Annotated in this window: 22 protein-coding genes and 1 pseudogene; 15 read left to right on the forward strand and 8 right to left on the reverse strand. The window is 69.5% G+C overall.

Annotated features, from left to right (window positions below; genetic code table 11):
- Positions 1-4 precede the first annotated feature (4 nt).
- From D452_RS0109760 to D452_RS0109805, 9 genes and pseudogenes are all read left to right on the forward strand, one after another.
- Positions 5-2,158 carry an acetate--CoA ligase family protein gene (locus D452_RS0109760; RefSeq protein ID WP_017543964.1) on the forward strand — a complete coding sequence of 718 codons (2,154 nt, stop codon included), beginning with the start codon at positions 5-7 and terminating at the stop codon, positions 2,156-2,158.
- Between the two features lie 258 nt (positions 2,159-2,416).
- A complete protein-coding gene (locus tag D452_RS0109765; protein ID WP_017543965.1) occupies positions 2,417-4,042 on the forward strand; it encodes an Nramp family divalent metal transporter in 1,626 nt (541 codons plus the stop codon).
- Positions 4,042-4,614, forward strand: coding sequence for a hypothetical protein (locus D452_RS0109770; protein ID WP_017543966.1), 573 nt, complete (start codon positions 4,042-4,044; stop codon positions 4,612-4,614). Before D452_RS0109765 ends, D452_RS0109770 begins: the two co-directional genes overlap by 1 nt.
- A gap of 368 nt (positions 4,615-4,982) precedes the next feature.
- On the forward strand, positions 4,983-5,390 hold the full coding sequence (locus D452_RS0109780) for a DUF485 domain-containing protein (RefSeq protein WP_026129144.1): 408 nt from the start codon (positions 4,983-4,985) through the stop codon (positions 5,388-5,390).
- Positions 5,387-7,087 (forward strand): solute symporter family protein, encoded by a 1,701-nt coding sequence (locus D452_RS0109785; protein WP_017543969.1) that lies wholly within the window; start codon positions 5,387-5,389, stop codon positions 7,085-7,087. The genes D452_RS0109780 and D452_RS0109785 overlap by 4 nt, the downstream gene beginning before the upstream one ends.
- A gap of 471 nt (positions 7,088-7,558) precedes the next feature.
- Positions 7,559-8,575 carry a sensor histidine kinase gene (locus D452_RS0109790; protein ID WP_017543970.1) on the forward strand — a complete coding sequence of 339 codons (1,017 nt, stop codon included), beginning with the start codon at positions 7,559-7,561 and terminating at the stop codon, positions 8,573-8,575.
- Positions 8,572-9,356 (forward strand): annotated as a pseudogene (locus D452_RS28035) (LytR/AlgR family response regulator transcription factor). Before D452_RS0109790 ends, D452_RS28035 begins: the two are co-directional and overlap by 4 nt.
- Before the next feature lie 19 nt (positions 9,357-9,375).
- The gene (locus D452_RS0109800; protein WP_017543971.1) at positions 9,376-9,780 is read left to right on the forward strand and encodes a hypothetical protein; all 405 of its coding nucleotides are present in this window, start codon (positions 9,376-9,378) and stop codon (positions 9,778-9,780) included.
- Positions 9,777-11,432, forward strand: a complete 1,656-nt coding sequence (locus D452_RS0109805) for a sodium/solute symporter (protein ID WP_017543972.1) — start codon at positions 9,777-9,779, stop codon at positions 11,430-11,432. Before D452_RS0109800 ends, D452_RS0109805 begins: the two co-directional genes overlap by 4 nt.
- 103 nt (positions 11,433-11,535) lie before the next feature.
- Here the strand turns inward: D452_RS0109805 and cyaB are convergent, their stop codons facing one another.
- The 5 genes from cyaB to D452_RS0109825 form a co-directional block, all read right to left on the reverse strand.
- Complete coding sequence (gene cyaB / locus D452_RS0109810) at positions 11,536-12,135, reverse strand: class IV adenylate cyclase (RefSeq protein WP_026129145.1); 600 nt, start codon at positions 12,133-12,135, stop codon at positions 11,536-11,538.
- 329 nt (positions 12,136-12,464) lie between these two features.
- A complete protein-coding gene (locus D452_RS0109815) occupies positions 12,465-12,713 on the reverse strand; it encodes a DUF397 domain-containing protein (RefSeq protein ID WP_017543974.1) in 249 nt (82 codons plus the stop codon).
- A gap of 219 nt (positions 12,714-12,932) precedes the next feature.
- Positions 12,933-13,112, reverse strand: coding sequence for a DUF397 domain-containing protein (locus D452_RS0109820; protein WP_017543975.1), 180 nt, complete (start codon positions 13,110-13,112; stop codon positions 12,933-12,935).
- Between the two features lie 199 nt (positions 13,113-13,311).
- Entirely contained in the window at positions 13,312-13,491 is a 180-nt protein-coding gene (locus D452_RS29525; protein ID WP_083927481.1) for a DUF397 domain-containing protein, read from the reverse strand.
- Positions 13,492-13,503: 12 nt separating this feature from the next.
- The gene (locus tag D452_RS0109825) at positions 13,504-14,352 is read right to left on the reverse strand and encodes a helix-turn-helix domain-containing protein (RefSeq protein WP_394297086.1); all 849 of its coding nucleotides are present in this window, start codon (positions 14,350-14,352) and stop codon (positions 13,504-13,506) included.
- Between the two features lie 422 nt (positions 14,353-14,774).
- Here D452_RS0109825 and D452_RS0109835 point away from each other — a divergent pair, with 422 nt between their 5' ends.
- From D452_RS0109835 to D452_RS31005, 6 genes are all read left to right on the forward strand, one after another.
- Complete coding sequence (locus tag D452_RS0109835; RefSeq protein ID WP_017543978.1) at positions 14,775-15,035, forward strand: hypothetical protein; 261 nt, start codon at positions 14,775-14,777, stop codon at positions 15,033-15,035.
- Positions 15,035-15,556 (forward strand): hypothetical protein, encoded by a 522-nt coding sequence (locus tag D452_RS0109840; protein ID WP_017543979.1) that lies wholly within the window; start codon positions 15,035-15,037, stop codon positions 15,554-15,556. Before D452_RS0109835 ends, D452_RS0109840 begins: the two co-directional genes overlap by 1 nt.
- 101 nt (positions 15,557-15,657) lie before the next feature.
- Entirely contained in the window at positions 15,658-16,230 is a 573-nt protein-coding gene (locus D452_RS0109845) for an ATP-binding protein (protein WP_017543980.1), read from the forward strand.
- Positions 16,227-16,709, forward strand: a complete 483-nt coding sequence (locus D452_RS31335) for a hypothetical protein (protein WP_239646360.1) — start codon at positions 16,227-16,229, stop codon at positions 16,707-16,709. The genes D452_RS0109845 and D452_RS31335 overlap by 4 nt, the downstream gene beginning before the upstream one ends.
- Before the next feature lie 165 nt (positions 16,710-16,874).
- Entirely contained in the window at positions 16,875-17,417 is a 543-nt protein-coding gene (locus D452_RS0109855) for a hypothetical protein (RefSeq protein WP_017543982.1), read from the forward strand.
- Positions 17,418-17,474: 57 nt separating this feature from the next.
- Positions 17,475-18,263, forward strand: a complete 789-nt coding sequence (locus D452_RS31005; protein WP_160167874.1) for a hypothetical protein — start codon at positions 17,475-17,477, stop codon at positions 18,261-18,263.
- Between the two features lie 45 nt (positions 18,264-18,308).
- On the opposite strand, the gene D452_RS0109870 is transcribed toward D452_RS31005, so the two are convergent.
- The 3 genes from D452_RS0109870 to D452_RS0109880 all read right to left on the reverse strand — a co-directional run bounded on the left by D452_RS0109870 (position 18,309) and on the right by D452_RS0109880 (position 22,351).
- On the reverse strand, positions 18,309-19,082 hold the full coding sequence (locus D452_RS0109870) for a bestrophin-like domain (RefSeq protein WP_017543985.1): 774 nt from the start codon (positions 19,080-19,082) through the stop codon (positions 18,309-18,311).
- A 233-nt stretch (positions 19,083-19,315) separates the two neighbouring features.
- Positions 19,316-21,124 (reverse strand): phosphoenolpyruvate carboxykinase (GTP), encoded by a 1,809-nt coding sequence (locus D452_RS0109875; RefSeq protein ID WP_026129147.1) that lies wholly within the window; start codon positions 21,122-21,124, stop codon positions 19,316-19,318.
- A gap of 324 nt (positions 21,125-21,448) precedes the next feature.
- On the reverse strand, positions 21,449-22,351 hold the full coding sequence (locus D452_RS0109880; RefSeq protein WP_017543987.1) for a universal stress protein: 903 nt from the start codon (positions 22,349-22,351) through the stop codon (positions 21,449-21,451).
- Positions 22,352-22,410 lie beyond the last annotated feature (59 nt).

Raw genomic sequence — 22,410 nt, forward strand, 5'->3', positions numbered from 1 at the left:
GCGCATGGCCGTCTACACACCCGAGCGTTCCGACCGCGACCCCTCCCCGGTCCGCGAGGTCCTCGACCGGGCCCGGGCCGAGGGCCGGACCGCGCTCACCGCCCCCGAGGGCCGCCTCCTCGCCGAGGCCTACGGCATCCCCGTCCCCGGCGAGGCACTGGCCCGCAGCGCCGAGGAGGCCGCCGCCCTGGCCACCGAGATCGGCCTGCCCGTGGCCGCCAAGATCGTCTCCCCCGACATCCTGCACAAGACCGACGCGGGCGGCGTGGAGATCGGACTGAACACCGCCGAGGAGGTGGCCGCCGCCTACGAGCGCGTCACCGCCAACGCCCGCGCACACGACCCCGACGCCCGCGTCGACGGTGTGCAGGTCCAGCAGATGGTCCAGGGCGGTTTGGAGGTCCTGGTCGGCGCCACCACCGATCCCACGTTCGGCAAGGTCGTGGTGTTCGGGCTGGGGGGCGTCCTGGTGGAGGTCCTCAAGGACGTCTCCTTCCGCCTCGCCCCGGTCACGCGGGAGGAGGCGCTGGCCCAGGTCGCCGACATCCGGGCGGCCGAGGTCCTGGACGGGGTCCGGGGCGCCGAGGCGGTGGACCGGGGCGCCCTGGCCGACCTCCTCGTGCGCCTGTCCGAGCTGGTCACGGACTTCCCGGAGATCGCCGAGGCGGACCTCAACCCCGTGTTCGCCTCGGCCTCCGGGGCCATCGCCGCCGACCTGCGGTTCGTCCTGGACTTCGAGCCCGCCGAGGGGCCCCGGACCTTCGAGCGGGAGGAGATCCTGGCGTCCATGGAGCGCATCTTCAAGCCGCGCTCCATCGCCGTGATCGGCGCCTCCAACGAGGCGGGCAAGATCGGCAACTCGGTGATCCGCAACATCGTGGACGGCGGGTTCCGGGGCGGGATCCACCCGGTCAACCCGAAGTCGGACGAGGTCAACGGCCTCACCTCGTACAAGTCGATCACGGACGTGCCCGGTGAGGTGGACGTGGCGGTCTTCGCGATCCCGGCGAAGTTCGTGGCCGGGGCGCTGGAGGAGGCCGGACGCAAGGGGGTGGCGGGCGCCATCCTCATCCCGTCCGGGTTCGCCGAGACCGGAGAGCACGAGCTCCAGGACGAGGTCCTCGCCGTCGCCCGCAGGCACGGGGTCCGCATCCTCGGCCCCAACATCTACGGCTACTACTACACGCCGGAAAAGCTGTCCGCGACCTTCTGCACCCCCTACGACGTGGCCGGAGGCACCGCCCTGACCTCGCAGTCCGGGGGGATCGGCATGGCGATCCTGGGGTACAGCCGCAGCACGCGCACGGGCGTGTCCGCCATCGTGGGGGTGGGCAACAAGGCCGACATCGACGAGGACGACCTGCTCACCTTCTTCGGGCAGGACGAGAACACCAACGCCGTCGCCATGCACCTGGAGGACCTCAAGGACGGCCGCGCGTTCGTGGCCGCCGCCCGCGAGGTGGTCCCCAAGAAGCCCGTGGTGGTGCTCAAGGCCGGCCGGACCTCCGCCGGGGCCCGCGCCGCCGGGTCGCACACCGGCGCGCTCGCCGGGGACGACAAGGTCTACGACGACATCCTCCGCCAGGCGGGCGTGGTCCGGGCCCCCGGCCTGACCGAACTCCTGGAGTACGGCCGCGCCCTGCCGGTCATGCCCGCGCCCAGCGGCGAGAACATCGTGATCATCACCGGCGCGGGCGGTTCCGGCGTGCTGCTGTCGGACGCGGTGGTGGACAACGGGATGTCGCTGTACGAGATCCCCCCGGACCTGGACGAGGCCTTCCGCGCCTTCATCCCGCCGTTCGGGGCGGCTGGCAACCCGGTGGACATCACCGGCGGCGAACCGCCCTCCACCTATGAGAAGACCATCCGCCTCGGGTTGGAGGACCCCCGCGTCCACGCCCTCGTCCTCGGCTACTGGCACACCATCGTCACTCCGCCGCTGGTCTTCGCCGACGTCGTGATCGACGTGGTGAGCAAGGCCCGCGCCGCCGGGATCGACAAGCCGGTGGTGGCCTCCCTCTCGGGTGACACCGAGGTCGAGGCGGCCAGCCAGAAGCTGTTCGAGCACGGGATCGTCGCCTACCCCTACACGACCGAGATGCCGGTGAAGGTTCTGGGCGCGAAGTATCGCTGGGCCCGCGCGGCCGGACTACTCTGACCGAGTGCCCGGCCGGGCCGTCACGACCCAGAACCGACAACAGCCACGCGCCACACACTGAGCACACGAGCCACACCAGCCCGGCAGTCCTGGAGCCGCCGCCGCAAGGCCGCCGGGCCACTGGCCACCGCAAGGGACAGCCACGTCCAGACACGGTGACCCCCAGCCACGTGTCCACCACAAGCAGGGAGGTGCCGCACCACCCGGGGGCGACATGCGAACCACCGAATCGCATTCGCGCACATACGGAGTACCGCCTTGGATTCCTCACGCCCCGACCCCGACTCCTCAGAACCCCCGGCGCCGTCCGGGACCCGACGACCCCACGTCCCGGCCCAGCGCCAGCCCCACCCCTCAGAGACCGGCCCCGCCACCGAACCGGTCACCGCCTCCGACGGCGCGTCCTCCGACACCCCGGACGACGTGGCCGCACCCCCGCAGGAGGAGCGGTTCTGGAAGGCGGGCAAGCTGGAACCGATGCCCATCCGGAGCCTGCCGAAGGCTCCCCCCTCCATCCACATCCTCGGCCCCACGGTGTTCCTCGTCGCGCTCGGCGTGGGCATGGGCGAGTCCTACATGTGGCCGCGCCTGGTCCTCGTCTTCGGCCCCGAGATCCGCTGGCTGTTCCTGATCGGCGTCTCCCTCCAGGCCGTGGTCATGCTGGAGATGTCGCGCTACGCGATGGCCACCGGGGAGAGCATCTTCTACGGCGCGGCACGCGTGTTCAAGCCGCTGATGTGGTTCTTCTTCCTCACAGCGATCCTCGTGTACATCTGGCCGGGGCACCTCTCGGCGGGCGCCTCCGCGTTCGAGCGGGTGACCGGTGTTCCCTGGCAGGTCACGGCGGTGGCCGGGATGATCCTGGTCGGCGTGGTGTTCACCCTCGCCAAGGTCATCTACGACCTGCTGGAGAACGTGCTCTCCATCTGCATCGGCCTGCTGGTGGTCGGCACGTCCGTGGTCGCCGCGATGGTCGGCAACCTGTCCGACCTCACCTCCACCATCAGCGGGATGTTCGCGTTCGGGTACTTCCCCGAGGAGGCCATGTCCGCGGCCTGGTTCCCGATCGTCGTCGGCGCCATCGCCTTCGCCGGGCCCTCCGGGATGCAGCAGATGTGGTACACCCTGCACCTGCGTGACAAGGGCGCGGGCATGGGCGCGCACATCCCCCAGATCCGGGGCCTGCGGCACGCGGGCGAGCAGGAGGCCATACCCTCGCGCGGCTTCATGTTCGACACCTCGGACCCGAGGGAGATGGAGAAGTGGAGGGGGTGGCGCCGCTGGGTGACCTTCGACGCCCTGGTGCTCTTCTGGGGCATCACCATGCTGGTGACGATCTCCTTCACCGTGCTGGCCCAGTCCGCGGCCCGGTTCGACCCGCAGGTGGCGCAGCTGATCCGGGACGGCGACCGGGAGGCGTCGCTGGACGCGATGGCCGGTGCCTTCTCGGCGGCCGGGAGCCCCGTGCTCGGCACGGTCTTCTTCCTCTTCATCGCGCTCATCGGCATCAACGCGACCCTGGGTCTGTTCGACTCCTTCTCTCGCGGCCAGGCCGACATGACGTACAACTTCGTGCCGGGTGCCAAACGGCTCGGGATGTCGAAGCTGTACGGGATGTTCCTGTGGGGGCTGATCGCCTTCGGCACCGTCATCCTGCTGTTCGGCCCGGCGGACGGGCCGGCGGCCATCCTGGACGTGCTGGCCTTCCTGTCGGCTTTCGCGATGGGGGCGTACTGCGTGGTGCTGCTGCTGGTGAACAACATCGCGCTGCCCAAACCGATCCGTCCCGGGATCGTCTCCAACGCGATCATCGCCCTGGCCGCCGTGTTCTACCTCGGCGCGCTCTTCTACTCGCTGTTCGCCTTCGGGGTGGTGGTCGACTGATGCCCGTCTCGTCCGCCCTCCGTACCGGGGGCACCCCGCCCAACCACCTGGAGGTCGCGCTTCCGGGGGCGGCCATCGGCCTGGTCGCCGGCCTGTTCGCCATGGGTGTGGGGATGGTGGCGGGGCTGCCGCTGGCCATGACCGGCACCGCCGGGCTGGCGCTGGGCCTCCTCCTCGCCGTGCTCGGCGCCGTGTACAGCGTGCTGCTGGCACGCGGGGTCTTCCCCATCGGGGCGGTGGCCCCGCTGGCCCTGTACTGGCTGGTCGGGTTCCCCGCGGCCCAACTGTTCGACGCCCACATGGTGGCGTGGGTGATCGGTGACGGCCCCGCCCTGCGCGAACCGCTGATGTCGTTCCTCGCGTTGCAGGCCATGCTGAGCTTCGGCTTCACCATCGGCTTCCTGTGGCTGCACGAGCGGACCATGCCGCACTGGCTGATCCGCGTGCGCGGCCACAACCCGGTGGCGGAGGCGCTGTTCCAGCGCTACCTGGTGCACGCGGCCCACCTCAACCGCCGACGCGAGGGGCGCAGGGCGCGTCGGTCACCGGGCGGCCGCGGGCGCCCGGACTGATCCACCCCCGTCCACGGAACGGGAACCGAGCTGACGGCCCCGGCGGGCCCCCACCCGCCGGGGCCGTCGGCTGTGCGGGAAGTGCCCTCCGGGACCCGTGTCACCCAGGCGGAGAGGCCCTCCGGCCGCCCGTCGACCGTTCGTCGCACCAGCGGACCGTTCGTCGCACGGTGGGCGACCGCTCGACGCTCCTCGTCCGCGTTCGGCGCGCGCCCCGGCACGCCCCCTGCTCAGGCCACGTGTCCCTCCTTACAGTGCGGGGTAACGCACGTCACACGACCTGGTCATTCGAGGCGAACCCGCGCGACAGCGGGAACGCGGCCAGACGCGGCACCTTCCCCGCCATCCCCCCGGAGGTTACGAACAGCATGGCAAGCCAACCATCGGCCAAGGACCCGACGCCCGGGCCGAACCCGGACGAGGCTCACGGAGCGGAGCCGATCCCGTCAGAGACCATCGTCGCGATGCACAGCGACCCCCGGTTCCTCCACCTCAGGCGCACCCTGTACGTCTTCGTCTTCCCGATGACCGTGCTGTTCCTGATCTGGTACGCCGTCTACGTCGCGATGTCCGGGTTCGCGCGCGACATCATGGCGATCGAGGTCGCCGCCGGTTTCAACGTCGCGCTGCTCCTGGGGCTGCTCCAGTTCGTCTCGACCTTCGGGATCGCGATCCTCTACTCCTGGTACGCCCGCAAGAAGTTCGACCCGCTCTCCTACGAACTGCGTGACGAGCTCATGGGTGTCAACGACAAGAAGGAGGAGGACGGCAAGTGATCCTCTCGACCGGACTCCTCCTCGCACAGGAGGGCGCCGTCACCGGCGCCAGCCGGACCATCACCATGGTCCTGTTCCTGCTCACCATCGCGGGCACCCTCGCCATCACCGCCTGGGCCAACAAGCGCACACACACGGCCACCGACTTCCACTCCGGCGGCCGCGGCTTCACCGCCACCCAGAACGGCTTCGCCATCGCGGGCGACTACATGTCGGCCGCGTCCTTCCTCGGCATCGCGGGCATGATCGCGCTGTCCGGCTACGACGGCTTCCTCTACTCCATCGGGTTCCTCGTCGCCTGGCTGATCGCGCTCCTGCTGGTCGCCGAGATGCTGCGCAACTCCGGCCGCTTCACCATGGGCGACGTGCTGTCCTACCGGATGCAGCAGCGCCCCGTCCGCACGGCGGCGGCCGTGTCCACCCTGACCGTGTCGATCTTCTACCTGATCGCGCAGATGGTCGGCGCGGGCGCACTCATCGCCCTGCTGCTCGGCATCCAGGGCGACCAGACCTATCTCGGCATGTCCGGTGACGTCGCCAAGATCATGGGCATCGTGGTGGTCGGCCTGCTCATGGTCATCTACGTGACCTTCGGCGGCATGAAGGGCACCACCTGGGTCCAGATCGTCCAGGCCGCGTTCCTCATGATCAGCGTCGCCTTCCTGGTGGTGCTGACCCTGTCCATCTACGGGTTCAGCCTGCCCGAGCTGATGACCCAGGCGGCCAACTCGAGCCAGGTCGGAGACGAGACCTTCCTCCAGCCCGGCCTGCTGTACGGCCAGGAGGTCGACAGCGCCGTCCAGACCATGTGGAACAAGCTGGACCTGATCAGCCTCGGTATGGCCCTGGTGCTGGGTACCGCCGGTCTGCCGCACGTCCTGATCCGCTTCTACACGGTTCCGGACTCCACCACGGCCCGTAAGTCCGTCAACTGGGGCATCGGCCTCATCGGCGTCTTCTACCTGATGACCCTGGTGCTGGGCTTCGGCGCCGCCGCGCTGGTCGGCTACGAGACCATCCAGGACCAGAACCCGGCGGGCAACACCGCGGCCCCGATGCTCGCGGAGGCGGTCGGCGCCAACATCGGCGGTCCGATCTTCGCGTCGATCATGCTGGCGGTCATCGCCTCGGTGGCCTTCGCGACCATCCTCACCACGGTCGCCGGTCTGACCATCGCCTCGTCCTCGTCCCTGGCCCACGACTTCTACAACTCCGTGATCCGCAAGGGCAAGGCGACCGGAGCCGAGGAGGTGAAGGTCGCCCGGGTCGTCACCTGGTTCGTCGGCCTCGTGGCCATCGTCCTCGCGGTGTTCGCGCAGAACCTCAACGTGGCCTTCCTGGTCTCGCTGGCGTTCGCGATCGCGGCCTCCGCGAACCTGCCGACCCTCCTGCTCAGCCTGTTCTGGAAGCGCTTCAACACCGCCGGTGCCCTCGCGGGTATCTACGGTGGTCTGATCAGCGCGGTCGGCCTGGTGTTCTTCTCGCCGGTGGTCTCGGGTTCGGAGACCGCGCTCATCCCGGGCGCCGACTTCGCGTGGTTCCCGATGCCCAACCCGGCGCTGGTCTCTGTGCCGCTGGGTCTGCTCTGCGCCGTGGTCGGCACCCTGATGTCCAAGGAGCGCGACTACGAGAAGTTCGCGATGCTCCAGGTCCGTGCCCTGACCGGCGCGGGTGCGGAGAAGGCCAGCAGCCACTAGGTCGTGCTCTTTTGGATCATTCCGCGCTCGCGTCCACCAGGCTGCCTCTCGCTGTGCCGATGAAGCTCGGACAGCCAACCCCGGGCGGGCCCCCGCTGTGCGAGGCTGCGGAGCTTGCGTAGCAGCGCACAGTAGGGGCAGCTTCGCTCATCGTCTTGCGAGAGATTGCCTGGACGGCCGCTCGTATCGATGGCGGCTCCGCCGCCACCGGCGAAAGCATCCAAAAGAACACTCCCTAGCCGAACGGTCCCCCGCTGACGGGCCCGTCGCCTCCCCGGGCGACGGGCCCGTCCCCGTTCACCGTCCGCACCGACGGTGCGCGCCCCGACACGAAGAGGAAAGGCGACGTCAGCACGTGAGCGCCGACACATTTTGCGGGGATAAGATCGGTCCGTGTCCTATCGGTGGCTGTCGTGGCTTTCCCCCTCCCGGCGCCCCACGTCCTCGGAACGCCGGGCGAGCGTCGAGTTGATGCGCCAGGTCCACGCCCTGGGGGTCGACCTCCGGGACGGCCTGCACGGGCGCGGCGCGCACTCCGCCGCCCGCCGCCTGCGCCAGGTCCTGGCGGTGGACGGGGTGCTGCTAGCCGACCTCGACGGAACGGTCGCCTCCCATGGGAGGTGCCCGGACCCCGCCGAGGTCGAAGCCCTGCTGTCCCAGGTCTTCGAGTACGGGGGCGGTGCCCGCACCCGTCTGCCCGACGGCTCCTCGGTGTGCGCGGTGCCCCTGACCGTCGCCGACGAGCTCTCCGGCGCGCTGGTGGCCTCGGGCCACCCTGTGGAGGCGGACGTGGAGGCGGCGGCCGCGCTGGTCTCGGACTGCCTGGACCACGCCGCCCTGCGCAGGGCCCGCGCCCGGATCGCCGCCGCCGACCTGCGGACCCTGCGCGCGCAGATCTCCCCGCACTTCGTCCACAACGCGCTCGCCGTGATCGCCGCGCTGGTGCGCACGGACCCGGACCGGGCCCGCCACCTGCTCTCGGACTTCGCCGACTACCTCCGGTACGGGTTCTCGGAGAAGGGCGACTACGCCACGGTGTCCGACGAACTGGAAGCCACCCAGACCTACCTCGAACTCCAGCGGGCCCGGTTCCACGACCGTCTCGACATCACCGTGCGGATGGCTCCCGAGGTGCTCCCCGTGGCCATCCCCTTCCTGGTCGTACAGCCGATCGTGGAGAACGCGATCCGGCACGGGCTGGAACGCAAGGAGGGCACCGGGCACATCAGCGTGTCCGGGTTCGGCGAGGGGCCGCTGTGCGTCATCGAGATCGAGGACGACGGTGTGGGCATGTACCCGGAGCTGGCCCGGGCGCTGCTGGCGGGCACCGGCCCCGAGTCCCGGGGCGTCGGTCTCGCCAACGTCGACCAGAGGCTGCGGGCGGTCTACGGGCCCGAGTACGGTCTGGTGATCGAGACCGCGCTGGGAGAAGGGACGAAGGTGACCGTGCGCGTACCGAGATTCGCACCCGGGGTGGTGGTCCGGTGAAGCCCGAACTCCGTGTGCTGGTGGTGGAGGACGAGTCCTCCACCCGGCAGGAGATGGCCTCCCTTCTGGCGGACATGCCCGAGGTCTCGGAGGTCCTGGTCGCGTCGAACGGCGCCACCGCCGTCCGCCTGCTCGGTACGACCAGCATCGACGCGGCCTTCCTCGACATCCTCATGCCCGGGCTGGACGGCATGGACGTGGCACGCGTGCTGAGCGTGATGTCGGAGCCGCCGTCCATCGTGTTCGTGACGGCCTCCGAGGCGCACGCCGTGGAGGCCTTCGGGATCGGGGCCGTGGACTACCTGCTCAAGCCGATCCGGCCGGAGCGGCTGGGCGAGGCGGGGGGGGGGGGNAGCTGCGCGGGTCCGGCGGCACCGCGCCCCCCGCGGAGGACCTGCACGTGGTGCAGATCGACTCCGGGCGCCGGACCGTCTTCGTCAAGCGCGACGACGTGCAGTTCGTGGAGGCGCAGGGCGACTACGTGCGGCTGCACACGGCCGACGGCACGCACCTGATCCGCCTGTCGCTGTCGTACCTGGAGGAGGTGTGGGCCTCGGCCGGGTTCATCCGGGTGCACCGGGGGTTCCTGATCGCCATCCCCTGGGTGCGGGACCTGCGGGTGACCTCCTCGTCCGGTCTGGTGGCCGGGACCCCCGCCGGTGACGTGCCGGTGAGCCGACGCCACAGCCGCCACCTGCGGAGCCAGCTCATGGAGGCGGCCAAGCGCGACCAGCTGGGCCGTTCGGCCCGCCCGCCCGGAGCGGTCAAGGAGCAGCAGTGAACGCCGGACGGGGGCGCGGATGAGCCCTCGCCGCGAAAAGCTCACCAGCCCGCAGACCCGCATCGCGCTGGCCAGGGGCAACCGACCCGCGCACCACCTCATCCCGGTGCCCGCCCCGGTGGACACCGAGGCGGGGCGGCGGCTCTTCCGGGCCCAGCGGCGCACGGCGGTGCGCACGGTCCTGCTGCTGGCGGGGGTGCTCTTCGGTCTGAGCGGGGCCTTCGCCGCCTTCCCCGAACTGGGGCGGACGCGGCTGGCCGAGGTCCCGGTCTCCTGGCTGCTGCTGACGGTGGCGGTCTACCCGCTGCTGTTCGGTCTGGCCCTGTGGCACGTGCGCGCGGCCGAACGCCTGGAGGACCGGGCCGAGGCCCGAGCGTCGGAACGGGCCGAGGCGGACGGCGCCGATCCCGACGGAACACCATGACCACGGCCGTGCTGGCGATCGGCCTGGTCCTGGTCACCAGCCTGGTGATCGGCCTGTACGGGGTGCGGGCGGCCCGCTCCACCTCGGATTTCCTGGTGGCATCCCGGCGCGTGTCGCCGAACTGGAACGCCCTCGCCATCGCCGGTGAGTACCTTTCAGCCGCCTCGGTGCTGGGTCTGGCCGGGCTCCTACTCAAGAACGGGCTGGGCACCATGTGGTACGCGGTGGGGTTCACCGCGGGCTACGTCGCCGTCGTGGCGCTGGTGGCCGGGCCGATGCGGCGGTCCGGAGCCTTCACCGTGCCGGACTTCGCGGAGTACCGGCTGGGCGCACCCCGGCTGCGCAAGCTCTGCGGGTGCGTGGTGCTGGTGATCATGCTGCTGTACCTGGTGCCGCAGTTCAAGGGCGCCGGGGTGGTGTTGAGCCTGGTCAGCGGGACCCCCTACTGGGTGGGAGTGCTGCTGGCGGGCCTGGTGGTGAGCGGGTCGATCGCTGCGGGCGGGATGCGCTCGGCCACCTACGTGCAGGCCTTCCACTACGTCGTCAAGCTGGCCTTCCTCGCCGTCCCCGCGATCTTCCTCGTGGTGCACGCGGGCGCGGACACCCGCGCGGACGCGCTGCACCCGGAGTGGGGCACGCACTTCCCCCGGACCACGCCGGTGGAGTTCACCGTGGCCACGGACTTCAGCCTGGACGACGCGGTCACCGTGACCACCCCCGACGGCGAGGAACTGGAGCTGGCCGCCGGAGGGCACTCGGTGTCCGAGGGCACGGAGTACGTGTTCCCGGAGGGCGCCACCATCCCGCACCCCGCGGGCCTGCCGGAGCTGGGCAGTGAGCGGTGGAGCACTCCGCTGCTGGATGTGGGCGGGTACCCGCTGTTCGAGACCTGGTCGACCCTGCTCGCCATCACGCTCGGCTGTATGGGCCTGCCGCACGTGATCATGCGGTTCCACACGAGTCCGACCGCGCGGATCGCCCGCCGGGTCGCGGTCGGTGTGATCGCCCTGCTGGGGTTGTTCTACCTGTTCCCCACGGTCTACGGCCTGCTGGGCCGGGTGCTCACACCACAGCTGGTGATGCTCCAGGGCACCGACACCGTGGCGGTGGTGCTGCCCGCCGAGGCGGTCCCCGGTTCGGTGGGCACGGTTCTGACCGCCCTGGTAGCGGCGGGGGCCTTCGGCGCGTTCCTGTCCACGTCCTCGGGCCTCCTGCTGGCTTTGGCTGGAGGGTTGTCCCACGACCTGTTCCAGGGGAGCGTGCCCCGACTGCGGCTGGCGGTGGCGGTCGGCGCGTGCGTGGCCGTGCTCCTGGCCCTGCCCGCCCAGATGATCGACATCAACGTGCTGGTCGTGTGGGCGTTCACGGTGGCGGCGTCCACCTTCTGCCCCCTGCTGGTGCTGGGCATCTGGTGGCGGCGGCTCACCCTGCCCGGGGCGGCCGCGGGGCTGATCGTCGGCGGGGTCACCGCGACCGGCGCGGTCGGCTGGTCGATCCTGTTCAGCACGCCCGAGGGCTGGGTGAGCGTGCTGCTGGCGCAACCGGCGGCCTGGACCATCCCGTTGGCCTTCCTCACGATGATGGTGGTCTCGCGGTTCACCCGGCCACCGGAGTGGGCCGAGCACGCGGTGCTCCGCCTGCACTCTCCCTAGTCCGGCGCCCCGGCATGAGACGAGTGAGATCGTGGTCATGCCTCTGGGCTTCCTGCGGATGGCCCAGCCCATCTCCCCACCCGGCCACGCCATCAATGACGGATCAGGACACAGAGGTGCGCACCGCGTCCTCGTTCGCTTGGGCGCTCAACAGCAGGTCCCGGTATGGCGAGGTCACCACCGGGTGGGGACCCAGCTCCAGGAGCTGTTCGATTTCTTCGAGTTGCCGCACGGCTTCCTGGCGAGAGCCTTCGGAGACGATCTCGGTCTCGACGAACGATCCCAGGCCCGCGACCGTGTCCACCACCACCGAGAGCTCCGGTTGCCCCGAGTCGCGGTAGCAGGTGCGCGACTTCTCCACCCGGGCCAGCCGGACCATGCCCAACGCCTCCAGCAGAGCATGGGCGTGTGCGACCTGGGCAGTGTCCGCCAGCGCCACGTTCGTCTCCTGCTTGGCGATGACACCCGTGGTGCTGTGGGTGGTGGAATCGGAGGCGGGCTTGTAGGTGACCTCGCACCCGCCGTCACGTTCACGGACCCGCAGGCACTCGACCGTGACCAGAAAGTCGACGTCGGGCCTGCTGTAGTAGGTATCGACCTCCACCGTCGGCTTCATCGCGACGAACCCCGACTGTTCCAGCCGCTGTTCCAGGAGCTCGCGATTCTCCAACTTACGTTTGCGCTCAATCTCCATCAGTGGCATCGAGGGTCATACCCTTCCAGGGGCCAGGGCCGCGTACCCGCGAGCGAGGTTGTGTTTGCTGAACGACTCTCGAACACTGGCCAGTGCCTCGGCCAGCATCCGGGAACCCGACACCGGGATGTTACGGAAGAGCACGAGCTGTTTGGCGTCCCACAGCGGATTGGCGAGCCGTCTGGTCAGGTACCGGTGGAAGCTCCGATCCTGTCCAACTGCGGACGGCGGAGCCCATGACCCGTGGAGCGACAAGGTGGTGCGAACCCAGTTCCCGGCAGCTAGACGAACGGACAGGCTCCGACTGCGATCAGTCAGGGCCTAGAGGTGACAGGGGGCTACACCTGGTCGGCACGGATAACGCCGAGGGCAGCGGCCCACTCTGCCCCGGCGAACCCCAGAGCGCCGAGATCGCGATTCTGGGTGTCGCGAACCAGGTGCTCACCAGGCAGATCGGCAACCTCCACACAGTTCTGGGTGGTGGAGCCGCTGTAGGAGGACTTGCGGTAGCGGGCGACCTCGACGCAGTTGTTGCGGTTGCTGTAACTGGACTTGTGGAAGGTGAGTTCGTCGGTGTGGGTGTACATCTTGGGGACCTCCGCGGGAGATGGGGGTACTGACTGACTCATACACAGTCCTGCCCGCTTCCACGCCCCGTGTTCAGGAAACCCCCGAGACCCTGCCCACCTGCGGACAGTGGAGCCTGCTTCCTGCTCTAGGGGCCGGGGATGCGGGGAAACGGGTGTGCCTCTGGTGAGGCATCGGGTAAGGTCTCGACCCTGCGGTCAGGGCCTTCTGCGTTCGATCTACTGAGTGACGCGAAGAAGCGCTGTCCACTCGGTGGAGGGGAAGGCCAACGCGCCGAGCTCCCGGTTCTGGGTGTCGCGGACAGCAGACATGCCAGGGGTGTCGGCTACCTCGACGCAGTTTGACGGGTTGCTGTAGCTCGACTTGCGGAATGTGAGTTCGGTGGTGTGGGGGTGCATCGTGGGAACCTCCGCTGCGGGTGGGGGCACTGACTGACTCATACACAGTCCTGCCCGCTTCTACACCTCGTGTTCAGAGGCAACGTCCCAAATCCCTGTCCAGCTGCGGACAGCCGATCTCACTTCGGGAAGTAGAGTGCTCGCGGGATGAATACACAGAAGCCCCCACTCTTGCCGGTGGGGGCTTCTGCTTGCTTGCCTATGCTTCGTCTTGAGTAGAGCCAATCAGGGCCTGCCACTCGGTGGGCGGAAACCGCAGAGCCCCAGCCTCTCGGTTCTGGGTATCGCGAACCAACACACTCCGCCCCTCTGCGACCTCAACACAGGCAGCCTCGTTAGCGCTGTAACTACTCTTGTGAAACGCCTGGGATGAATACATGGTGTACCTCTTTTAATCGTTCATCAAGCTCTTGATGAGCTCGATCGTTGCCATCTTGGACAGAGCATCTGAGGCGACGTCATCCAGCGCGAGGCGGTAGTCAGATACCTGCGCAGGAGCGTCCAAGTAGGTGCCTCGCCCTCGCGTTTCGAGGTAGACCAGGCTGGGATCCCGCTCGTCCTCGTAATCGAGAATGACGGTTGAGCCGTGCATGCAACCGTGCAACCCTGCCCCGATAGGGAGGACTTGCAGCGCCACGGTGTTGATGGCTTCCGCGATGTCCACCAAGTGCTGCAACTGGTCACGTGCGAGTTCAGAGTTGACTGCCAACCGAAGAAGAACGGCCTCGTCGAGAACACATCGAAACTCCGGGGCGCCAGGGCTCTTGAGCAGCTTCTGGCGTTCAATGCGGGCAGCAACGATGCGTTCAATCTCAGCCTCAGTGCGCGCTAGGGATGCGCGTGCAGAAGCAGCTGCGTAAGCCGGTGTTTGGAGTAGACCGTGCACCACGATCGGATGGAACGCTGAGATACGGCGTGCTTGAGCTTCGAACCCCACGTAGCCATCGTCCAGTACGTCCTCGAAATCATGCCACCACGGTCGTGTTCTCGCTTCACGACGAAGTGCCAGCAAGGCTTCACGTCTAGCTGGATCCGTCACCTTGTAGAGATCCATGAGGGCACTGAGCGCCGATACATCGGGGATGCTGTGCCGCCCACCCTCCATGTGGTTGAGGCGCCCGGACGACCACGCCAGTGCAAGGCGAGCCTCTTCCACGGTCATGCTGACGGCTTCACGCATCCTTCGCAGCTCCGCTGCGAACCGTCTCCGCTCAATACTGGGTCGGTCTTTCTGTGCCACGTCTGCCTTTGCTGGATCGGGTGGTGACATCTGGATCATAAAGCTCCTACCCAGAAACGGGCATTACGGTCAGTCTGACGAGGTCCTATTGACGCGTCAGTCTGACAGAGTCAATATGGTTGCGTACCCAACTCCGCCGGGGTCCCCATCCCGGCACTCTCCGTACCGGAGGTGTGCGCCGTGGCGCCCCGTTCCCTGAATCTGTCCGCGCTGGCATGTGTGTGCCATCTCGCGTCCGTGGCGTTCCACCGCCGTCGTCCCAGGCAGGCCGCGCGGGTGCGGGCCTTCGCCACGAACCCCCGCCGCACCACGTCTCGTTCTCGTGGTCCGTTGATCCCCTCGCCCAGGAGGCCGATCGACGCCATGCCCATGCAGGTCCTGGGGACCGTCCTGGCCGGGTTGCGGCGTTTGGCGGTGACCTCGTGAGCGTGTTCTCTCCCGAACTGACCGACCGCGAGGCGACGGTCCCGCTGGCCAGCTTCATCAAGCCGTTCCACGCCCACTACTTCTCCCGCACGGTGGGCACCCCGTTCCGTAAGCGCAAGGGACTGGGCATGGGTCTGGTCAACGCGTTGGCGGACCGGTGGGGCGACAACGGCAACCCGAAGCTGCGGCAGGTCTGGTCCCACCTCTCCTACAACCTGACCAACAACCCCTGGAACCAGATCGAGGGAGAGCGCTGATGTTGGACGTCGATACCCGGGACCTGCTGGCCGTGGCCGAAGACGCCCTGACTGCCCCTACTCATCTCACTCCCGCGCAGGTGGACGTGTGGCACAACCACACCCTGCGCAACCGCCTCCCCCTGGTCCTGGAGGCCCTGCGGATCGCCCGAGAAGAGAGCGACGCGCAACAAGCGATGCAGCTGATCGACCAGGCCATCCACGACCACCCCGCACCCACACGGGTACCCGGCAACAGGCCGGTGGCGGGCACGGTCCCGAAGCAGCACAACCCCCAGACAGAGTCGCTGCCGGTCCCCGAACACGTGCTCTGCACCCTGCTGCACAAGCACTGGAACATGACCGTCGAAGGCCAGCCCCCAAACGAGGTCTACGTGGCCCGCCGCCCCCTGGGCTGGACCGGGGACGGCGACCCCTACGAACGCATCACCGCACCCAACCGCACCGAACTCCTACGGCTGCTCGCCCACCGCCACCTCGGTGTTCACCGCAGCGATCCGGAACCTCCGCCCGCAGCCTGAGAGACCCCGAAGCCCTTCCACGAAAAAGCTCTGGCGGGTGCACCAACACCCCCAGAGCAGGCCGACAACAACCACCCGTTCAAGAGAAAGCGATTGCCGACATGGCCATTGTGCCGCACACGCATGCCCTCGACTACTCGATCACCCCACCCGCCGGACGGCGGTGGGAGTACCGCGTCTACCCGGGGCAGTTGTCGCAGACCAGCCGGGTCCGCGCGGACCTGAACACCGACCTCGGCCGGATGACCGGCCCTACGATCGAGGTGCGGGAGGAGATGGCCTTGTGCGTGAGCGAGATGTTCGCCAACGCCTGCGACCACTCCCGCTCCGGAGAAGACCCCGACGGACGAGTCGTCCGCACCCTGGACCTGCCTCGTCCGGGAACCGTCCGGATCTCGATCATCGACGACGGCACCCGCACCGACGCCACCACCAACAGCGCCCCCAGGGTTCCGAGCAGGCGCACCAGGAGGGAGTGGGACCAGGCCGAACGTGGCCGGGGCCTGCTCATGCTCGGTGATCTGGCCACTCGGTGGGGGTTCCGCCCAGTACTGGACTTCCCGTTCTGCGCCGGGCTCGGCACCGTCATCTGGGCCGAGTTCACCCTCCCCACCCTGACCACCGGTGGAACCATCACGCTCGGGACGGGCTCCGCCCGTGGTGGTGCCCGGTGACCGGCAGCGCTCAGGTCAGCACGGAAGTGCGGTCGGTCCTGGCCGCACCCCGAGGCCACCGCTTCCCCCGGCCCGCCGCACGCCCGCAGCGGAGGTCGAGGTCCGCCCCCTCCTGGGGCGTCCCGGTTCCGTCAGCGGCGCCCCAGGAGCCGGAATCGCTCCAAGCCCGTCAGGAACGACTGCTCCGCCAGATGCAGGGCAACCCCCGGGTGGCCCACATGCTCGAACACGGTCCGGTGCCGCACTGGGTGCACGTCGCCCGCCAACAGCGCGAACGCGCGGCGCGGGAGGCCCGGGAAGCCCAACAGGCCGTTTCCCGGGTCGAGCCGGAACCCGTGCTTCCCCGGGGCCGTCACCGGGCGCCGCGCCGGTGGTGGGGGTGGCCCGCCACCGCCATCAGCTCCACCCTCCTCCTGGGACTGACCACCCTGGAAGCCCTGGGCCGGACCCTCCCCCACAACCTCAGCATCCCGAGCTGACCCGACGAGAGAACGGGGCCCGGTGACGACCTCGCCACCGGGCCCCGGCCATCCCCTCCCACGTAGGGGTACGGATGGTCCCGGGACCGAAAGGCCCTTGGGCCGTCGAGTCGGCGGTTGGTAGGTTCACAGCACCCCCGCGCGAACCCACCACCGGAGGACAAAGTGCCCCACGCTTCCCCCCGCCAGAAGCACACGTCCCGTCTCACCGCGCTGTCCGCCCTGGTCACGGCCACCGTCCTGCTCGTTCCCGGCACCGCCAGCGCCGAGATGGGTCAGGTCCGCACGGAGAGCCAGGAAATCATCATCACCGACGAGGGGGTCTTCGAGGTCGGTGAGGACGTGGAGAGCCTGGACGCCTTCCTGGAGGAGAACCCCGAGTACGCTCCGGCGGTCGAGGACCCTGACCGCGTCGGTGCCCGCACCACCGAGTCGCTCCCCATCACGCACGGCACACTGACCACGCGCACCACCGGCTGCAACAGCGCGACGGTCACCTACAAGAAGACCACCGGCTCAAGGCTGACCATCAGGTTCTCCGTCGCGCAACTGGGCAGCCTCACCCGCAACGGCCCCACCCTGAACATCAACGCGGGCCAGACCCGCAGCTTCACCGCCAACCTCTCCCCCATTGGCAACGTCCAGGGCCGCATGAAGGTCGACGAGCAGAACAAGACCTTCGTCAACAAGTACATCAGCTGCCGCTAGCGTGGCGTGCGCCCCGAATCCACCCTGGGGAACCGCCCCGCCCCGTAGCATCACGGTGTGAACAGACCACACCACGGGCGGTCACGGAACCTCTCGCCGCCGCCCCCACCCCCGTCACCTCCCCGGCACCGGCACGCCCGGAGAAGGGCCCTCGGCGCCCACCGGCGGGCCTGGGCGCTCCTCGCCCTCGCGGCGGGCGCGCTCGTGCTCACCTGCGGGCCCGCTCCGGCCCTCGCGGAACCGGCCGACCCCTCCGTGCGGGTCGGGCCGTCGGGGGTGCGTGTCGGCGACGGCACCTCCCAGGTGGACGTGGGACCGAACGGAACCCAGGTGGACACCCCGGGCGCCCACGTCGACGTCCGGCCCGGGTCCCATGTCCTGGTGTGCGCCAACGGTGTCCGCGTGGTCGTCCACACGGGTCAGGCTCCGTCGTGCCCCCAGCCTCCGCCTCCGCCGGTACCGCCCGAGCCGCGGCCCCCGGCACCACCACCGGCGGAACCGCCGCCCCAGGAGGAACCCGCGCCGCACGAGCGGGAGGTACGGGTGGTCCCCGCCGAACCCGAACCGGTCCGCCCCGAGTTGGTCCGCCCCGAACCGGAGGCCTCCCCGGAGCCATCGACGTCCGTTTCGACCCCCGCCCCGCCCGCGTCCCCGACCCCGGTTCCCGAACCGCCCGCCGAACCCTCGCCGCCCGCCCAAGCGCTCCTGGTGGACGCGGGCCCGCCCGCTCCGTCCACGTCCTCCTCGGCGTTCACCCCGCTGCGCACGATGGTCGTCGTCGCGATCGTCGCGGCCGGTGCCTCGGTCGTCGGGGGCCGTGCCGTGGTGGCGAGCACCGCCGACTGACGCGGTCCCGTCCCGCCGGGTTCCGGCGGGACGGTCCGGGACCGCCTACGGGCGGTCCACCGTGAGGTCGGCGCGGTCGAACGCCGCCACCGCGTCCTCCATGGCGCCAGCGTCGTTGGCCAGCACTCCGTTGTACGGGTTCCCCATGAACAGCAGCAGCACGATGGTGCCGAACACGAACACCAGGTTCACCCCGGCCCAGAAGTAGGCCGTCCTGGCACCCTTCTTGATCATCGCGTAGGGCAGCACCGCGATGGCGACGGCCGACAGCGCCGAGACGACCAGCAGGGCCAGGGGGATCTGGTCCCCCGCCGCGTCGGCGCGCTGGCTACGGGCGTCGCTGAGCTTGGTGACCTCCTGGCGCGCTGTCAGCCGGTCCAGCCCGTCGCCGGTGTCGGACACGGACAGGCCCCGCACCGACCCCGCCAACAGGGCGAGGTCGTCGTCGCCACCGGGGCTCAGCTCTCCCCGCGACTCCATCAGCGGCCAGTCGTCCTCCACCACCGTCGCCATGTAGGCGCGCAGGTGGCCGCGCACGGCCTCGCCCTCCTCGCCGGGGAACGCGGTGCTGCTCCAGTACAGGGCCTGGGCCGCCCCGGCCTCGGCGATCATGTCGTCCTCGGCCGACTTGAAGTCCTCCCAGCCGATGACCACGGCCATCGCCGCCGACACCAGGTACAGGGACAGCACGCAGGGGGCGATGACGACCCCCAGGGCACCGTCGGCGAAGGCGCCGTTGATCCGGTAGCGCCAGGCGGCGAGCGCTGCGCCGCCGACCATGGCGACCAGGACGGCGAGGACGACGAACAACGTGACCAAGGAGGCTCCCCGATTCTCGGCTAAGGACGGACCATCCTTAGCACGCGGCACCGCACCATTCGCGTGGAAAGCGCAAAGCGTCACCGCGACGTGCCCGCACCCACCGGGACCTGTCCCCCCATGTCATGACCTGCCCGGACACAGCAAAGACGAGAGGGTGCGGGCACCGTGTGGTGCCCGCACCCTCTCGGGAGTCGACCGTCCGTACGTGTGGACGGACAGTCGGGGAGGCCCTACTTCTCCAGGCGGCTCAGCAGCGCGTGGTACTCGTCCCAGAGCTCGCCGGGCAGGTCGTCCCCGAAGGTCCCGAAGAACTCGGGGACCAGGGCGGCCTCCTTTTTCCAGACGTCGGTGTCGACGTCGAGGACGAACTCCATGTCCTCGGCGGAGACGTCCAGGCCCTCGGTGTCGATGCCGTCGGCGGTCGGCAGGTAGCCGATCGGGGTCTCGACGGCGGCGGCCCCACCCTCCAGGCGGTCCACGATCCACTTGATGACGCGGCTGTTCTCACCGAAGCCCGGCCACACGATCTTGCCGTCGGCGTTCTTCTTGAACCAGTTGACGTAGAAGATCTTCGGCAGCTTGGACGCGTCGGCCTGCTTGCCGATCCTGATCCAGTGCGCGAAGTAGTCGCCCATGTTGTAGCCGCAGAACGGCAGCATCGCGAACGGGTCGCGGCGCAGCTCGCCGACGGAGCCCTCCTGGGCGGCGGTCTTCTCGGAGGAGACGTTGGCACCCAGGTACACGCCGTGCTGCCAGCTGAAGGACTCCGACACCAGCGGCACGGCGGTGGCGCGGCGGCCGCCGAAGAGGATCGCGGAGATCGGGACTCCCGCGGGGTCCTCCCACTCGTCGGCGATGGTCGGGGCCTGCCCGGCCGGAGTGGTGAAGCGGGAGTTCGGGTGGGCGGCGGGCTCACCGGACTCGGGCGTCCACGGACGGCCCTTCCAGTCGGTGAGGTTGGCCGGGGCCTCCTCGGTCAGGCCCTCCCACCACACGTCGCCGTCCTCGGTGAGCGCGACGTTGGTGAAGATGCTGTTGCCCCAGAGGGTCTCCACCGCGTTGGCGTTGGTCTTGGCGCCGGTGCCGGGAGCGACGCCGAAGAAGCCCGCCTCGGGGTTGATGGCGCGCAGCTGGCCGTCGGCGCCGAAGCGCATCCAGGCGATGTCGTCACCGACGGTCTCGACCTTCCAGCCGGGGATGGTCGGCTGGAGCATGGCGAGGTTGGTCTTGCCGCAGGCGCTCGGGAAGGCGGCGGCGACGTAGTGGGACTTCCCGGCGGGCGAGGTCACCTTGAGGATGAGCATGTGCTCGGCCAGCCAGCCCTCGTCGCGGGCCATCACCGAGGCGATGCGCAGCGCGTAGCACTTCTTGCCGAGCAGGGCGTTGCCGCCGTAGCCGGAGCCGTAGGACCAGATCTCGCGGGTCTCGGGGAAGTGCGAGATGTACTTGGTGGAGTTGCAGGGCCAGGCGACGTCCTCCTGGCCGGGCTCCAGGGGAGCGCCCACGGAGTGGACGGCCTTGACGAACTCGCCGCGCTCCTCGATCAGGCGCAGGGCGGCGTCGCCCATGCGGGCCATGATGCGCATGGAGACGACGACGTAGGCGGAGTCGGTGATCTCGACGCCGAGCTGGGAGATGTCGCCGCCCAGCGGGCCCATGCAGAAGGGCACGACGTACATGGTGCGACCGCGCATGGAGCCCCGGAAGACCTCGCCGAAGGTGGCGCGCATCTCGTCGGGGGCGATCCAGTTGTTGGTGGGCCCGGCGTCCTCGGGACGCTCGGAGCAGATGAAGGTGCGGTCCTCGACCCGGGCGACGTCCGTGGGGTCCGACTTGCAGTAGAAGCTGTTCGGCCGCTTCTCGGAGTTGAGGCGGGTGAAGGTGCCCTGCTCGACCAGCTGGTCGGTCAGGCGCGTCCACTCCTCCTCGGAGCCGTCACACCAGACGACCTCGTCCGGCTGGGTGAGCTCGGCGACCTCACGAACCCAGGAGACGAGTTCCTCGTTCTTGGTCGGGGCGGCGCCCACATCGGTACCCACGTCAGCAGTCACAACGGCTCCTCATCGAACTTACGAGATCCCTCGCATCATGAACGACGAGTGCCGAAGCTGACCAATTGGACTAGGCCAATGGTCTATACGCCCGGGGTCGACGAAGCCGATTCCACTGCACAGCAGGGGATTCGGGTGGTTCGGGTACGTGCCGGAACGTGTCCGCACGGGCCGTGCTCCGGTACTGCTCGGAGCCGGTTTCCCCTGTGTCACGGGCCGGACGGCCCTCCAGAGCGACACACGGTGCTGTTCGTCACACAACGGACGAGGGGTGGGTTCACGCGGAATAGACCTCTGCCCGGATCCGCGGGCTCAGCGGAGTATGGCGACGGGGCCCCGGGCACCATGCAGGACCGAGTGGCTCACGGAGCCCAGCAGCAGGCCTCGGAAGCCGCCGCGCCCACGCGAGCCCACCACGATGAGGTCGGCCGGGGTGGCCTCCTCCAGGAGCGCGACGACCGGGTGCGCGCGCACCACCCGCGTGTGGACGCGGACGTCCGGGCGGAGCAGGCGCAGGTCGGTGAGCTCCTCCTCCAGGGCGTGCCGCGCGGCCTCGGCGGCGGTCGCGTCGTCGAAGAGCTCGGGCGGGATCGGTCCCGTGGCCGCCGCGAAGGCGACCAGCGGCTGCCAGGCGCTCACCGCCACCAGGTCGGTGTCGGCGAACTCCGCCTGGGAGAAGGCGAACTCCAGGGCGTGGCGGCTGGGTCCGGAGCCGTCCACCCCCACGATCACCCGGCTGCGCACCCCGTGCGCGGACGCGTGGTCCCGGGGCAGCACGATGACCGGCAGCGGTGAGCGGGCAGCCAGTTCTATGCCCACCGACCCCACGAACGCGGCGGCGATCCCGCTCAGCCCGCGCGACCCCACCACCACGGCCACCGCTCCGGGGGCGGCCGCCTCGGTGAGCAGGGCCTCCGTCGGGCGGGAGTAGGAGAGTCGGGTCTGGACGGAGAGCTCGGGGAACAGCCGGGACGTCCAGTCGCTGGCGCGGTCGAGCAGCCGTCGCGCGCCCGCGCCCGGTCCCTCCTCGATGCGTCCCCCCTCGTCGCCCCAGACCCCGAAGTCCTCGGTGGCCAGGGGGTTCGCCGCGGCGACGATCCGCACCCCCAGGCCACGGAGCGTGGCCTGGTGCGCGGACCACTCCAGGGCGTGCCTGCTGGAGTCGGTGCCGTCCACCCCCACGATCAGCCATCGTGTCGTGGTTGCGCCGTTCATCACGTGCGCCCTTCCGTAGGTCGTCGATACCCTCGCGGCTCCCGGACCTACCGGCCGGT

The organism is Nocardiopsis prasina DSM 43845 (genome assembly GCF_000341265.1).
In the GTDB taxonomy this organism is placed as follows: domain Bacteria; phylum Actinomycetota; class Actinomycetes; order Streptosporangiales; family Streptosporangiaceae; genus Nocardiopsis; species Nocardiopsis prasina.